This window comes from Streptomyces sp. enrichment culture, assembly GCF_964272895.1.
Classification (GTDB): domain Bacteria; phylum Actinomycetota; class Actinomycetes; order Streptomycetales; family Streptomycetaceae; genus Streptomyces.
This window is the reverse complement of the sequence record NZ_OZ186832.1, coordinates 2,346,851-2,360,659: the sequence shown is the minus strand read 5'-3', so window position 1 is coordinate 2,360,659 and position 13,809 is coordinate 2,346,851. Positions and strand designations below refer to the sequence as shown.

Sequence of the window (13,809 nt, the reverse complement as noted above, 5' to 3'; positions counted from 1 at the left end):
GGCACTGAAACAAACTGAGGCGCGAGATCCCGAAAGGCACCCCCCATGATCAACCGCGAATGGCACCTGCTCTCCCGCCCCGTCGGCTGGCCCCGGCCCGAGAACTTCGCCCTGGTGGAGGCCGAGGTCCCGACCCCGCGCGAGGGCCAGGTCCTGGTGCGGAACAGGTACCTGTCCGTCGACCCGTACATGCGCGGCCGCATGAACGCCTACAAGTCCTACGTCGCCCCCTTCGAGCTCGGCAAGGTCATGCAGGGCGGCGCGGTCGGCGAGGTGATCGCCTCGAACGCCGAGGGCATCGCCGTCGGCGACCACGTCCTGCACTTCTTCGGCTGGCGCGAGTACGCCGCCGTGGACGCCGGGAACGCCGTCAAGGTCGACCCCGACGCCGCCCCCCTGTCGACGTACCTCGGCGTCCTCGGCATGACCGGCCTGACCGCCTACGCCGGCCTGCTGCGCACCGCCGCCTTCAAGGAGGGCGACGCCGTGTTCGTCTCCGGCGCCGCGGGTGCCGTGGGCGGCCAGGTCGGGCAGATCGCCAGGCTCAAGGGCGCCTCGCGGGTGATCGGCTCGGCCGGCTCCGACGAGAAGGTCAAGCTGCTGGTCGAGGAGTACGGCTTCGACGCGGCCTTCAACTACAAGAACGGCCCCGTCTCCGAGCAGCTGCGCGCGGCCGCGCCCGACGGGATCGACGTGTACTTCGACAACGTCGGCGGCGACCACCTCGAGGCCGCCATCGGCTCCCTGAACGAGGGCGGCCGGATCGCCGTGTGCGGCATGATCTCGGTCTACAACGACACCGAGCCCGCCCCCGGCCCCAGGAACCTCGCCCGCCTCATCCAGACCCGCGGCCGCATCGAGGGCTTCCTGGTCGGCGACCACTACGACCTCCAGCCCCAGTTCGTCCAGGAGGTCGGCCCCTGGGTCGCCTCGGGCGCCCTGAAGTACCGCGAGACGGTCGTCGAGGGCATCGAGAACAACCTGGAGGCGTTCCTCGGCGTCCTGCGCGGCGACAACACCGGCAAGATGATCGTCAAGCTCTGACGCCGTCGGCCGCGGCCCCCCGGCACTGTTGCGCGCTTTCCGACATGCGGTAACTTCTTTCCGAAACCGCCGTCGATCGTGGGCGCGAGTCGTGGCGGACGAGGAGGAAGACCACCGCATGCCCATTCAGCAGTCCGACGTTCTGTACACCGCTGTCGCCACCGCCGAGAACGGCCGCGACGGCCGCGTCGCCACCGACGACGGCAAGCTAGACGTCGTCGTCAACCCGCCCGTCGAGATGGGCGGCAGCGGCGCCGGCACCAACCCGGAGCAGCTGTTCGCCGCCGGCTACAGCGCCTGCTTCCAGGGCGCCCTCGGCGTCGTCGCCCGCCAGGAGGGCGCCGACATCTCCGGTTCGACCGTCACCGCGAAGGTCGGCATCGGCAAGAACGACGACGGCTTCGGCCTGATCGTCGAGATCTCCGCGAACATCCCGAACGTGGACGCGGAGGCCGCCCAGGCGCTGATCAAGAAGGCCCACGAGGTCTGCCCGTACTCCAAGGCGACCCGTGGCAACATCACCGTGACGCTCGCCTGACCCGGTCGTTGGTACGACGAAGGCCGCACCCCTGGACGTGGGGTGCGGCCTTCGCCACAGGGTCAGGCCGCCAGTGCCGCGCTGTGCACCGCCCGCACGAACCGCTCGTTCTCCGGCGCCGCCCCGCCCGGGAAGGCGAAGCGGCGGCGGGTGTAGCCGTAGGCGAGGCCCGAGCGGGGGTCGGCGAAGCCCTGGGAGCCGCCGGCGCCGCTGTGACCGAAGCTGCCGGCGCCCAGGAACGGGTATGCCACCGAGGCCGTCGCCTGGAAGCCGAGGCAGAAGACACGGTGGGCCTGGGACACCAGGTCATGGCCGGCGGAGTGGATCTGGCCGACCTCGGCGACGGTGTCCGGCTTGAGCAGCGGCGGCCGCCCGTCCAGCCCGCTCACCGCCGCCGCGTACATCCCGGCGATCCCGCGCGCGGCCGCCACCCCGCCCGCCGACGTCGGCCCCTTGGCCCGCACCAGCCGGGAGTTGGCGTGGTCCAGCAGCCCGCCGGGGCCCGTCGCATGGACGTTGAACGCGAGGGCGGTCAGCGTGTGCGGCCCGGTCGGCTGCGCGTCCAGCTCCGCCTGCTGCTCCGGCGTCGGCGCCATCGGCAGCACGCTGCGGAACCGCGGCTCCAGTGCCTCGGGCAGCCCCAGATGGAAGTCCAGGCCGTACGGCGCCCGTACGCGTTCCTCGAACAGCTCCTGGGTGGTGCGGCCCGTGGCCCGCCGCACCACCTCACCGGTCAGCGCGCCGATCACGAACGCGTGGTAGCCGAACGCCGCGCCCGGCCGCCAGAACGGCCGCTGATCGGCGAGCCGTTCGGCGATCACCCGGTCGTCCGCCAGCTCCTCATGGCTGAACCCGGCGTCCAGGCCCACCACACCGGCCCGGTGCGCGATCAGATCCCGCAGGGTCACGTCACCCTTGCCCTCGGCGCCGAACTCCGGCCAGTAATAGGTGACCTTCCGGTCCAGTTCGAGGGTCCCGTCCTGGACGAGCAGCGCGACCACGAGGTGCGCCGCGCCCTTGGTCGTGGAGAACACGCCGTACAGCGAGTCGGCGCGCACGCCCTCGCCGGCCCACAGGTCGACGACCTGTCTGCCGTGCACATACGCGCACAACTGCCCTTCGTAGTCCGGGCGTTCGGTCGCCACGAACGCGGCGAACTCCTCCCGTACCGCCTCGTAGCCGTCGGCGACGGTGCCGTGGATCTCCTGCGTCATCCGCTCTCCTTCGTCGTCGGCTCAGCCCCTGCCGGTCTGCGCCATGATCAACAATGCCCTGGCCACCTGGGCGAACATGCCCTTGGGGTGGGCCCGGAACAGTGGCTCGGTCCCGAACAGCACGGCCTGCGGGCCGCTGACGACCGCGGCGCGCCCCGCCGCGTCGGCCGGCCCCCCGGCGCCCGGTTCCCCGGCCCGCCAGTGCCCGGACAGCAGCGGATTCCCGCCCGCGTACGACTGCTCCACACGGACCCCGGCACCCAGGTCCGTGAACCAGACCGGCGCGTAGACGAACCCGTAGGACGGGGAACCGGCCGTCACCGGGCCGGAGTTCACCACCCGCACCACACCGTTGGCGTCCGCGTCGCCCGCCACGGCCCGCGCCCGCAGCAGCCCCGTCGCCTCGCTCAGCGCGGCCCCCTCGGCCCCGCGGCCGACCAGCCCGTGCCCGGCGGCCAGGAACGCCTCCAGCGCCGCACGCGCGGCCGGGTTCAGCGCCCGGTGGTCCAGCCCGGCCGACACGAACAGCACGTCCACGCCCGACCAGTCGAAGCCCGCGTTCAGCACGCCCGTCGACACCGGCGTCACCTCGAAGCCCATCTCCCGCAGCGCGAACAGTTCCCCCGAGGTGACGGCCGCGGCCACCCGCGTCCGGTGCAGCGGGGTGCCGCCGGTCAGCCGCGCCGGGGAGAAGACGACGTCGTACGTCCGCGCCGCCGCGGCCGCCGCCCTGCGCGCGGAACCCGGCACCAGCACCGACCCGTCCGCGGCCCGGCGCACCGCGACGCCCTGTCCCAGGAGCGAGTTGAGCGCCGCGACCTCGGCCGGATCGGTCAGCCGCAGCCGCAGATCGCCGCGCGGAGCCACGTACCCGACGGGCGCGGCCTCCCGCACCGGCCGCAGCGGCAGGCCGGACAGGCTGCCCGACGGCACGGCCGTCACCGGGGCGCCCCACAGCCGGCCCAGACTCCAGCCCGATATGTCGTACATCACCGACACCTTGTCGCTGATGTCCCGCCCGTCCGCCAGCAGCACGTTCGCCATACCGCGCTTGGCCTGGTGCATGTCGACGACGTACGAGCCCGCCGGGTAGGTCCGTCCGCCGAGCCGGAACGGCCGGTCCGCGCGGGCGACACGGACGTCGTTGGCGATCAGGTGCCCGACGAGCCGGGCGGCGGCGGTGGCTGCCCCGGTCCCGCCCCGGACGACGTACGCGCGCGGGAAGTCGGTGGTGTACACGTCCTCCGGGCCGATGCCCGGCACCCCCGGCACGGTCGCCGGCGACACCGGCACCTGCGGCGCGCCCGCCGCCCCGCGCCGGAACACCTCGATCTGGTCGGCGATCAGCGTCGCCCGCCGGGTGCGCGCGAACTCCAGCGTGGCCCGCATCGCCGCGCCCGCGACCGCCACATTGACCGCGGAGCGGCGGCGCAGTTCCCCGGCGGGCAGAGTGTCGTAGGCGGAGCCGTTGACCCGCAGCGGGATCTCGATCGTGTGCGCGGCGACCGTGCCGTGGTAGGCCGCGTACTGCGGGGTGAAGATCGGCGGCCAGTCGTCCCAGCCCTCCTCCTGGTCCCGGAACGGGATCTGCGCGGGCTGCACGCCGTCCTCGCCGGGCGTGTACCCGAGGCCGTTGACGGCGGCCTCCATACCGAGGGCGTTGGCGTAGGAGTTCTTCAGGAACAGGTCGTACTCGTAGTTCTCGCCGTGCGGGGGAGTGGTGGGCTCGATGAGCGTGCCGTTGACATAGCCGTGCAGATCCAGCATGACCGCGGGCTGCTTGTCGAGCTGGATCTGCCGCATCGCGCGGGTCTCGGGCTGCGAGGCGGTGACGAAGTCCCGGTTCAGATCGAAGCCGTTGGCGTTCGCCCTCGTCCCGGCGACACGGCCGTCCGGGTTGGCGGTGATGTTGAAGTACAGGCGGCTCGTGGCGAGCAGCTGCCGGGTGCGGGCGTCGTTCGCCGTCGCCAGCCGCTCGATGAGGTCCAGGGCGGCGTCGGTGCCCTCCCACTCGTTGCCGTGGATGTTGCTGTTGAAGAACACCGGCGTCTTGTAGGCCGCCGCGATCCGGGGGTCCTCGGCGGCGGCCTCCGGCGCCCGCTCGATCAGCTCGCGCATCCGCTCCTGCTCACGGGTGCGGGCCGGCGACTCCGGCGCGGTGACCGTGACCAGGAACAGCCGGCGCCCGCCCGCCGAACGCCCGGCCACCTCCACGCTGACCCGGTCGCCGAGCGCCTGCAGGGCGTTCAGCCGCGGCGCGATGCCGTGGTACGGGACCAGGCCCAGCTTGGGGGACCTGTCGGCGGGGTCCACCGGGTCGACGGCGAGCCGCTGCTGCCGGGGATAGCCGCGGGAGGCGTCCGCCGCCGCGAGGTCGGGGGTGGGGGCGGTGAGGGCCCGCCGGGCCGCGTCCGCCGGGGACTTGGCGGCTCGGGTGTCCAGCGGGGGCTCGTGCCGGGTGACGGGCGGGGGCTCGGGGCGCGCCCCGGCCGGGGCGGCGACGGTCAGGGAGCTCGCCGAGAGGGCGAGGGTGAGAGCGGAGAGCAGGGCGGTTCTGGTGGTGCGCACGCAGTACCTCCTCCGGGCTTCCTGCGGATCGGTACGGCGAGATCTACCTGTTCGACTCAACCGCAACAAGAGGGAGTCGGCGCCCCCGATGCCCCGGACGGCCCAGCGCCGCCGGTCGGGCGACGGGCTCCGGCGGGACCCGGACCGACCGATAGAGTTCGGCCATGCGTGATCTCGGGGCGGGTTTCCGGTTTCTCCTCAAGGGCCAGCGATGGGTGGCCCGGCACGGCAGGCAATACGGGTTCGGGCTGGTCCCCGGCCTGATCACCCTCGTGCTCTACGCGGCCGCGCTGGTGGCGCTCGCCCTGTGGGGCGAGGACGCCGTGGCGTGGGCGACCCCGTTCGCCGACGACTGGTCGAGCCCCTGGCAGGGACTGTTCCGCGGCTTCCTGACGGCCGTGCTGTTCGCGCTCGGCCTGCTGCTGGCCGTCCTCACCTTCACCGCGGTGACGCTGCTGATCGGCCAGCCGTTCTACGAGAGCCTCTCCGAGGAGGTCGACCGGGACGTCTCGCCCGACGGCACCGCGCCCGAGTCCCGCCTGCCGCTGTGGCGCGAGCTGTGGATCTCGGGCCGGGACAGCCTGCGGATCGTCCTGCGGGCCCTGTGCTGGGGCGTGCTGCTGTTCGCGCTCGGGTTCATCCCCGTCGCCGGGCAGACCCTCGTCCCGGTCATCGGCTTCATGGTCACCGGCTTCTTCCTCACCGAGGAGCTCACCGCCGTCGCCCTGCAGCGCCGCGATGTCGAGCTGCGTGACCGCCTCGCCCTGCTCCGCTCCCGCAAGACCCTGGTCTGGGGCTTCGGAACGCCCCTGGGCCTGGCCTTCCTGGTCCCGTTCGCGGCGGTCTTCCTGATGCCGGGCGCGGTCGCGGGCGCCACCCTCATGGCCCGCGAACTGCTCGGCGAACAGACCGTCGGGGACGGCGCCGACGAGTCCGAAGAGGAGACCGTGTGACCGAGATACTCGCCGTGGCCGTCATCACCGTCCTGGCCGTCATCGCCCCCGGCGCCGACTTCGCGATGATCGTCCGCAACAGCTACCTCTACGGCCGCCGCACCGGCCTGCTCGCCGCCACCGGAGTCGCCGCCGGCGTCCTGGTCCACGTCACCTACACCATGCTCGGCGTGGGCCTGCTGATCGCCTCCTCCACCTTCCTGTTCACGGTCGTCAAGCTGACCGGCGCCGCCTACCTCGTCTACATCGGCGTCCGCACCTTCCGCACCCGCGGCGAGGTGCGGGTGGACCTGACGGGCAAGACCGAGCTGACCCCGCTCGCCGCCCTGCGCAGCGGGTTCCTCACCAACGTCCTCAACCCCAAGACGACCCTCTTCGTCGTCTCCACCTTCGCCCAGGTCGTCAGCCCCGGCACACCGGTCCTGCAGCAGGTGGGCTACGGCCTGTTCATGTCGCTGGCCCACCTGCTGTGGTTCGCGGTCGTCGCCGTGTTCTTCTCGCAGGAGCGCATGCGCACGCTCATGCTGCGCGCCCAGAAGGTCCTCAACAAGGTCATCGGATCCGTTCTGGCCGGCCTCGGCGTCAGCCTCGCGTTCGCTCCGTCGCACTGAGCGCCACGGCCACGATCGCCCGCACCTGGGCGACGATGTCCAGCCGGTTGCGCACGAACTCGGGGTCGGTCAGCTCCGTGGTGTTCCCGGCCCCGAACTGGAGCACCGGCGTGTGCACATGCCCGGCCGGCAGCGTGCCGCCCAGCCCGAGGCGGTCCCGCAGCAGCGTCGCCCGGTAGGCGATCTCGTTGGACAGGTAGTTCCCGCCGCCCCCGGCCCGGGCCGTCGAGCCGGGGGTCGGCCCGTCCGGCCGTACGACGGGCTCGGTCCCCCCGGCCGGGATCTCGGTCACGCCGGTGTTGTCGTAGACGGGGAAGCGGCCGGTGCCCGCCTTCACGATGTCCGCGTACGGCAGGGTCGTCGACGTCCACTGCGGCTGCGAGGCCGGGTCGGTGACCGGGACCGTCTCCGTGCGCCCCACGTTCTCGTTGTCCGGGAACCCGCCCCGCCAGGCCCCGTTGGTCCGCTCGATGTCGAACCGGCCGACACGGCCCTGGCTCACGGTGGTGAGCAGGTCCAGGCCGGGCAGGTGCGGCCGCAGGACCCGCTCCACCGACTGCTCGGTGAAGTCCCGCCAGCGCACCGGGAAGACGGCCGTCTCCACCCGCGCGGGCCCGTCCGCCGTGTCGATCCAGGTGCCGTCCAGAGCCAGCGCGGTCGCGCCGGACGGGTTGGAGATCCGGATGTCCCGGTCCAGCGTGAACGGGTCGAAGCCGGTGACCAGCACCCGCCGGACGCCCTTCCCGGACGGATACCGGATGTCGCTCTGCCCGCGCGAGGCGCGCTCCAACGCGTCCAGCAGCCGGCCCCGCCGACCGTCGTCGAGCCCGAAGCCCGGCTCCCAGGCCCGCAGTTGACGTGTCATCGCGAGCCGGGCCCAGTAGAGCGGCCGGTCGTCGTCCCGGCTGAGGTCCCCGACGGCCGGGCCACGCCCCTGCGCCCGGTCCACCGCCCGCCGCCACAGCGCCGACCCCTCGCGTACCACGATCCGGTGGGCCTGGGCGTAGGAGCGGGCGTCCCCGAGGTGCTGCGCGAACTCCCGCGCCGGGGCGTCGAATCCGGACCGGCGCAGGATCTCCTGCGGCACGGCACGGTCGAGCCGCTGCTCCTCGGCGGTCGCCGCCCGGCCGTCGGCGGCGGCGCCGGCCGGGGCCCCGGCGAGGCCGACGGCCAGCGCCAGCACGGTCGCTCCGATTCCCACACGTATGACACTCACGTGACGTCAGATCCTTCCGGTCGCGAGGGAGGAGCGAGGTCCTACCCGCCACCGGAGCGCCGGAATCCCTCGTTTCACACCGCCGGAACCCTCGGCCGGTCCGGCCCGCCGCGGCCCGAACGGCCCGCGCTCACCGTACGGAGGCCCGTACGGCCCGCGCTCACCGCACGGAGGCCCGTACGGCCCGCGCTCACCGCACGGAGAACGCGTACACCGTCCGGGAGCGGAACACCTCGCCCGGCCGCAGCACCGTGCCCGGGAACTCCGGCCGGTTGGGGGAGTCGGGGAAGTGCTGGGTCTCCAGCGCGATGCCGGCGCCCGGCGCGAAGGGGCCGTCAAGGTGGTCGGCGGTGTACAGCTGGAGGCCCGGCTCGGTCGTCGACACCGTCAGCACCCGTCCCGAGGCCGGGTGGTGCAGCTCGGCCGCCTCGACCGGCTCGGCCGTCACGCCCTTGTCCAGCACGAAGTTGTGGTCGTAGCCGGAGCCCGTGCCGCGCGGCACCCGGAAGTCGAAGCGGGTGCCCTCGACGGAGGCGATGCCGGTGGGGATCAGGTCCGCGTCGACGGGGGTGAAGCGGGAGGCGGCGATCCGCAGCTCATGACCCTCGGCGGGCCCGGAGCCCGCGAGGTTGACGTAGCTGTGGTTCGTCAGGTTCACCACCGTCGGCGCGTCCGTCACCGCCTCGTAGGAGATCCGCAGCGCGCCGGACTCCTCCAGCTCGTACGTCGCCGAGACCTCCAGCCGGCCCGGGAAGCCCTCCTCGCCGTGCGGACTGACCCGGTGCAGCCGCACCCCGTGCGGGCCGGCCGGCGTCATGTCCCACACCCGCTTGTCGAAGCCGCGCTCCCCGCCGTGCAGCGAGTTGGGGCCGTCGTTGCGCCCCAGCGCGTACGTCACCCCGTCCAGCGTGAACCGGCCGCCCGCTATCCGGTTCGCGTACCGCCCCACCAGCGCCCCCAGATACGGCCCCGGATGCGCCACATAGTCCTCCAGGCCCGCGAACCCCAGCACCACGTCCGCCCGGCGCCCCGCGCGGTCCGGTGTCTCCAGGGACTGCACGATCCCGCCGTACGACAGGACCCGCACCCGCACCCCCGCCCGCTCCAGCGTGCAGCGCTGCACCGCCGTGCCGTCGGAAAGTGTTCCGAAGTGTTCGATCATGGAGGAACCCTAAGTCAGTCCTCCTTCGCGGTGACCGTGCGGTAGGCGATCTCCGCCAGCCGCGCCTGCCCGTCGACGCTCGGATGGAACCAGTCCCACGGGCTGAGCTGCTCGGTGCCGAACCGGTACGCGTTCACCGCGCCCCCGTCGAAACGGCAGCGCTCGTCGCGCTCGCACACCTCCCGCAGCACCTCGTTGTACGCCTCCACCCGCTTCTGCACCGTCTGCCGCCGCAGATTCGCCGCCGCGTCCAGCGCGTCCGCGTCCCCCAGCATCGACGGGCAGATGCCGAGCTTCCAGATCTGCTTGCCCAGCGCGCTCGTCCGGCCCTGCGACCACAGCCGCTTCAGGTCCGGCACGCTCGCCACATACACCTGCGCCCTGGGCAGCGCCCGGCGCAGCGTGTGCATCGCGTCCTCGAAGGAGGCCCGGAACTCCTGAGGCGACGTCATCTCCGAGGTGGAGGCCCGGCAGGCGTCGTTGGCCCCCGCCATCACCGTGACCAGCTCCGGCCTACGGGTCACCGCCCGCGCCATCTGCCCCGGCAGATCGGCCATCCGGGCTCCGGTCACCGCGTAGTTCCAGCTGCGCTCCGCCGCCCGCGCCGGCCCCAGCAGCCGTACCGCCAGGCTGCGCACGTCCGCCCGGCCGCCGGTCGCCCACGACACCTCGGGACAGTCCGCCAGCACCCCGCAGGCGTCGAAGCCGCGCGTGATCGAGTCACCCACCGCCGCGATCGACTCCGGGCTGCGGTCCCACAGCGGCGTCGGCGACGGCCTCGCCGACGGGGCCCGGCTCCCCGACGGCCCCGACGCGTCCCCGCCCACGGCATCGCACCCGGTGAGCCCCACCGCCACCGCGGCCACGGCGGCCGCCACGCCACGCCATCGCTTGCGCATCCCTCGGTGATCCCCTCGGCCGACCGTCACCGCCTCACCCCCGCACAACCCCTCACCATGACAACGTCCGGGAGTTCCCGGACGCGCCCGCGGCGGCGTCCGCCCCCGTACAGGCGTCCTGCCGAGTGAAAGGTGTGTGTTTCCGGGCACCAGGACCGACGGTACGTCACACTCCTTGCCCCGCCGCAGGGTAGCCTCGCCATCAGCGTGGCTGTCCTGCCACACCGCTCGGCCCGCCTGTCCCGCTCTGCCCGGAGGTCCCGGTGACGACACGTGGAGTTCTGTACGTGCACTCCGCTCCGCGAGCGCTGTGCCCGCACGTCGAGTGGGCCGTCGCCGGAGTGCTGGGCACGCGCGTCAACCTCGACTGGATCCGGCAGCCCGCCGCGCCCGGCACCTGGCGCTCGGAGTTCTCCTGGCAGGGCGAGGCCGGCACCGCCTCCAAGCTGGCGTCGGCCCTGCGCGGCTGGCACCTGCTGCGCTTCGAGGTGACGGCCGAGCCCTGCCCCACCGCCGAGGGCGAGCGCTACAGCTGCACCCCCGACCTCGGCATCTTCCACGCCGTCACCGGCATCCACGGCGACATCCTCATCCCCGAGGACCGCCTGCGCGCCGCCCTGCTGCGCAGCCAGCGCGGGGAGACGGACCTGGAGGCCGAACTCGCCAAGCTCCTGGGCAAGCCCTGGGACGACGAACTGGAACCCTTCAGATACGCAGGCGAGGGAGCCCCGGTCCGCTGGCTCCACCAGGTGGTCTGAGCAACGCCCCCAGGGCAGTGCCGCCAGGGGCGCGGGGAACCGCGCGACCAGCCCACGACGGCCCGCACCCGGCACGAGCAGACGGCACAACGGCGAACGGCCCGCCCCCGAAGGAAGGGGACGGGCCACTCTCACAACCTCACAACCGGCGGAGTCACACGGTGCGGAACGCCAGCACCACGTTGTGACCACCGAACCCGAACGAGTCGTTCAGCGCGGCGATACGCCCCTCGACCGGCAGCTTACGGGCCTCCCCGCGGACGACGTCGGCGTTGGCCTCGGCCTCCGGGTCCAGGTTCTCGATGTTGATGGTCGGCGGAGCCACCCGGTGGTACAGCGCGAGCACCGTCGCCACCGTCTCCACACCGCCCGCACCACCGAGCAGATGACCGGTCATCGACTTGGTCGCGGAGACCGCCATGTGGTCCGCGTCGTCGCCGAACACCTTCCGCAGCGCCTTCAGCTCGGCGATGTCACCGGCCGGCGTCGAGGTCGCGTGCGCGTTGACGTGCACGATCTCCGCCGGGTCCAGGTCGGTGTTGTCGAGCAGGTTCTGCAGGGCGTGGCTGATGCCCCGGCCCTCCGGCTCCGGCTGCACGATGTCGTGGCTGTCGGCGGAGATGCCCTGCCCGACCGCCTCGGCGTACACGCGGGCACCGCGCCTGGCGGCGTGCTCCGCGGACTCCAGGACGACCACACCGGCGCCCTCGCCGAGGACGAAGCCGTCGCGGGCGACGTCGTAGGGACGCGAGGCGCCCTGCGGGTCGTCGTTGTTCTTGGACATCGCCATCATGTTGCCGAACGCGGCGATCGGCAGCGGGTGGATCGCCGCCTCGGTGCCGCCGGCCACGACCACGTCCGCGCGGCCGGTGCGGATCATCTCGATGGCGTAGCCGATCGCCTCGGCGCCGGACGCGCACGCGGAGACCGGCGTGTGCACGCCCGCGCGGGCGCCCACGGCCAGACCGACGTTCGCCGACGGGCTGTTCGGCATGAGCATGGGAACGGTGTGCGGGGAGACGCGGCGGACGCCCTTCTCCTTCAGCACGTCGTACTGGTCGAGGAGCGTCGTCACGCCGCCGATGCCGGAGGCGATGACCGCGCCGAGCCGGTCCGGGTCGACGCTGCCGTCCTCGCCGGCCTTGCCGGTGAACCCGGCGTCCTTCCACGCCTCCTGGGCCGCGACCAGCGCGAACTGCGCCGAGCGGTCGAGGCGGCGGGCCTGGGGCCGCGGGATGGTCTCGGTCGGCTCCACCGCGACGGGCGCGGCGATCTTGACGGCCTGCTCGGCCGCCCACTCCTGCTCGAGGGGCTTCACACCGGACTTGCCGGCGATCAGGCCCTCCCAGGTAGAGGCTGCGTCGCCACCCAGCGGTGTGGTTGCGCCGATACCGGTGACGACCACGGTGCGATTGGTCGAGCTCACGGGAATTCTTTCTCCAAGGATGGGGATCAGCGGCGCCACCGCCGGGTGGCGGGGCAGTCAGCCCAGGGGAATGATCGGCGGATCAGGCCTGGTGCTTGAGGATGTAGTCGGTGGCGTCACCGACCGTCTTCAGGTTCTTGACGTCGTCGTCCGGGATCTTGACGTCGAAGCGCTCTTCGGCGGCGACGACGACCTCGACCATGGACAGCGAGTCGACGTCCAGGTCGTCGGTGAAGGACTTGTCCAGCTGGACGTCCTCGACCGGGATGCCGGCGATCTCGTTCACGATCTCGGCGAGACCGGCGACGATCTCTTCCTGAGTGGCGGCCATGTCGGCGCTCCTTCGTAGATGTTTCTCAAGGGTGTGGCGATTGCCTGGTGGCAGTGTGCCTAGGGGAGGGTAACGACCGTGGCGGCGTACACGAGACCCGCCCCGAAGCCGATGACGAGCGCGGTGTCGCCGCTCTTCGCCTCCCCGGTCGCCAGAAGCCGCTCCATCGCGAGCGGGATCGAGGCGGCCGAGGTGTTGCCGGTGGTGCGCACGTCACGGGCGACCGTGACGGACTCCGGCAGTTTGAGGGTCTTCACCATCGAGTCGATGATCCGCTCGTTCGCCTGGTGCGGGATGAAGACGTCCAGTTCGTCGGGCGAGATCCCGGCGGCGTCCAGCGCCTCCTTGGCGACCTTCGCCATCTCGAAGACGGCCCAGCGGAAGACCGCCTGGCCCTCCTGGGTGATGGCCGGGAACTTCTCCACCCCGCCCTCGCGGTAGTCCGTCCACGGCACGGTCTGCTTGATGGTCTCGGACTTGTCGCCCTCGCTGCCCCAGACCGTGGGGCCGATCGCGGGCACGTCGGACGGGCCGACGACGACCGCGCCCGCGCCGTCACCGAACAGGAAGGCCGTCGCGCGGTCCTCCAGGTCGGTCAGGTCGCTGAGCCGCTCCACGCCGATGACGAGGACGTACTGCGCGGAACCCTCGACGATCATGCCCTTGGCGAGGGTGAGGCCGTAGCCGAAGCCCGCGCAGCCGGCCGAGATGTCGAAGGCGGCGGCCTTGTTCGTGCCCAGCTTGTCGGCGATCTCGGTGGCCACGGCCGGGGTCTGCCTGAAGTGCGTGACGGTGGAGACCACCACGGCACCGATCTGCTCCGCGTCGATCCCGGCGTCGGCCAGCGCCTTGCCGGAGGCTTCCACCGACATCGCGGTGACGGTCTCCTCGTCGTTGGCCCAGTGCCGGGTCTGGATGCCGGAGCGCGTACGGATCCACTCGTCGGAGGAGTCGATCGTCTCGAGGATCACCTCGTTGGGGACGACCCGGGTCGGCCGATAGCCGCCCACGCCCAGGATGCGCGCGTACGGGGCACCCTTGGCGGGCTTGATCTTCGACATGTCCGTTCGGCTCCTTCGGGGACGTCAG

13 protein-coding genes are annotated in these 13,809 nt (G+C 72.5%); 5 read left to right on the top strand and 8 right to left on the bottom strand.

Going from position 1 to position 13,809, the window contains the following annotated elements; genetic code table 11:
* Nucleotides 1-45: 45 nt before the first annotated feature.
* Both ACSU6M_RS10730 and ACSU6M_RS10725 read left to right on the top strand, forming a co-directional pair.
* Nucleotides 46-1,044: an NADP-dependent oxidoreductase gene (locus ACSU6M_RS10730; protein WP_437069059.1), complete on the top strand. Its 999-nt coding sequence runs from the start codon at nt 46-48 to the stop codon at nt 1,042-1,044.
* Between the two features lie 118 nt (nt 1,045-1,162).
* On the top strand, nt 1,163-1,582 hold the full coding sequence (locus ACSU6M_RS10725) for an organic hydroperoxide resistance protein (protein ID WP_437069057.1): 420 nt from the start codon (nt 1,163-1,165) through the stop codon (nt 1,580-1,582).
* Nucleotides 1,583-1,644: 62 nt separating this feature from the next.
* Here the strand turns inward: ACSU6M_RS10725 and ACSU6M_RS10720 are convergent, their stop codons facing one another.
* Together ACSU6M_RS10720 and ACSU6M_RS10715 are read right to left on the bottom strand one after the other, a co-directional pair.
* Nucleotides 1,645-2,796 (bottom strand): serine hydrolase domain-containing protein, encoded by a 1,152-nt coding sequence (locus ACSU6M_RS10720; protein WP_437069055.1) that lies wholly within the window; start codon nt 2,794-2,796, stop codon nt 1,645-1,647.
* 21 nt (nt 2,797-2,817) lie between these two features.
* The gene (locus tag ACSU6M_RS10715) at nt 2,818-5,364 is read right to left on the bottom strand and encodes a M14 family zinc carboxypeptidase (RefSeq protein ID WP_437069053.1); all 2,547 of its coding nucleotides are present in this window, start codon (nt 5,362-5,364) and stop codon (nt 2,818-2,820) included.
* A gap of 164 nt (nt 5,365-5,528) precedes the next feature.
* On the opposite strand from ACSU6M_RS10715, the gene ACSU6M_RS10710 reads away from it, so the two are divergent.
* On the top strand, nt 5,529-6,317 hold the full coding sequence (locus ACSU6M_RS10710; protein WP_437069051.1) for an EI24 domain-containing protein: 789 nt from the start codon (nt 5,529-5,531) through the stop codon (nt 6,315-6,317).
* Entirely contained in the window at nt 6,314-6,928 is a 615-nt protein-coding gene (locus tag ACSU6M_RS10705) for a LysE family translocator (protein WP_437069049.1), read from the top strand. Before ACSU6M_RS10710 ends, ACSU6M_RS10705 begins: the two co-directional genes overlap by 4 nt.
* Here ACSU6M_RS10705 and ACSU6M_RS10700 read toward each other — a convergent pair.
* The 3 genes from ACSU6M_RS10700 to ACSU6M_RS10690 all read right to left on the bottom strand — a co-directional run bounded on the left by ACSU6M_RS10700 (nt 6,900) and on the right by ACSU6M_RS10690 (nt 10,205).
* Nucleotides 6,900-8,144: a pyroglutamyl peptidase gene (locus ACSU6M_RS10700; protein WP_437069048.1), complete on the bottom strand. Its 1,245-nt coding sequence runs from the start codon at nt 8,142-8,144 to the stop codon at nt 6,900-6,902. The two genes, ACSU6M_RS10705 and ACSU6M_RS10700, sit on opposite strands and share 29 nt — an antisense overlap.
* Nucleotides 8,145-8,334: 190 nt before the next feature.
* Nucleotides 8,335-9,306: an aldose epimerase family protein gene (locus ACSU6M_RS10695; RefSeq protein WP_437069046.1), complete on the bottom strand. Its 972-nt coding sequence runs from the start codon at nt 9,304-9,306 to the stop codon at nt 8,335-8,337.
* Between the two features lie 14 nt (nt 9,307-9,320).
* Nucleotides 9,321-10,205: an SGNH/GDSL hydrolase family protein gene (locus ACSU6M_RS10690; RefSeq protein ID WP_437069045.1), complete on the bottom strand. Its 885-nt coding sequence runs from the start codon at nt 10,203-10,205 to the stop codon at nt 9,321-9,323.
* Nucleotides 10,206-10,468: 263 nt separating this feature from the next.
* On the opposite strand from ACSU6M_RS10690, the gene ACSU6M_RS10685 reads away from it, so the two are divergent.
* The gene (locus tag ACSU6M_RS10685; protein WP_399640862.1) at nt 10,469-10,963 is read left to right on the top strand and encodes a DUF3145 domain-containing protein; all 495 of its coding nucleotides are present in this window, start codon (nt 10,469-10,471) and stop codon (nt 10,961-10,963) included.
* A gap of 154 nt (nt 10,964-11,117) precedes the next feature.
* On the opposite strand, the gene fabF is transcribed toward ACSU6M_RS10685, so the two are convergent.
* The 3 genes from fabF to ACSU6M_RS10670 all read right to left on the bottom strand — a co-directional run bounded on the left by fabF (nt 11,118) and on the right by ACSU6M_RS10670 (nt 13,781).
* Nucleotides 11,118-12,389 (bottom strand): beta-ketoacyl-ACP synthase II, encoded by a 1,272-nt coding sequence (gene fabF, locus ACSU6M_RS10680; RefSeq protein WP_437069043.1) that lies wholly within the window; start codon nt 12,387-12,389, stop codon nt 11,118-11,120.
* Nucleotides 12,390-12,471: 82 nt separating this feature from the next.
* Complete coding sequence (locus ACSU6M_RS10675) at nt 12,472-12,720, bottom strand: acyl carrier protein (protein WP_004931691.1); 249 nt, start codon at nt 12,718-12,720, stop codon at nt 12,472-12,474.
* A 59-nt stretch (nt 12,721-12,779) separates the two neighbouring features.
* Nucleotides 12,780-13,781, bottom strand: coding sequence for a ketoacyl-ACP synthase III (locus ACSU6M_RS10670; protein WP_437069042.1), 1,002 nt, complete (start codon nt 13,779-13,781; stop codon nt 12,780-12,782).
* Between the last annotated feature and the right edge of the window lie 28 nt (nt 13,782-13,809).

Excerpts from the sequence above, each read along its gene's own strand:
- ACSU6M_RS10720 (WP_437069055.1), bottom strand. The coding sequence starts at position 2,796 with ATGACGCAGGAGATCCACGGCACCGTCGCCGACGGCTACGAGGCGGTA.
- ACSU6M_RS10730 (WP_437069059.1), top strand. The coding sequence starts at position 46 with ATGATCAACCGCGAATGGCACCTGCTCTCCCGCCCCGTCGGCTGGCCC.
- ACSU6M_RS10710 (WP_437069051.1), top strand. The coding sequence starts at position 5,529 with ATGCGTGATCTCGGGGCGGGTTTCCGGTTTCTCCTCAAGGGCCAGCGA.
- ACSU6M_RS10670 (WP_437069042.1), bottom strand. The coding sequence starts at position 13,781 with ATGTCGAAGATCAAGCCCGCCAAGGGTGCCCCGTACGCGCGCATCCTG.
- ACSU6M_RS10725 (WP_437069057.1), top strand. The coding sequence starts at position 1,163 with ATGCCCATTCAGCAGTCCGACGTTCTGTACACCGCTGTCGCCACCGCC.
- ACSU6M_RS10675 (WP_004931691.1), bottom strand. The coding sequence starts at position 12,720 with ATGGCCGCCACTCAGGAAGAGATCGTCGCCGGTCTCGCCGAGATCGTG.
- ACSU6M_RS10695 (WP_437069046.1), bottom strand. The coding sequence starts at position 9,306 with ATGATCGAACACTTCGGAACACTTTCCGACGGCACGGCGGTGCAGCGC.
- ACSU6M_RS10690 (WP_437069045.1), bottom strand. The coding sequence starts at position 10,205 with ATGCGCAAGCGATGGCGTGGCGTGGCGGCCGCCGTGGCCGCGGTGGCG.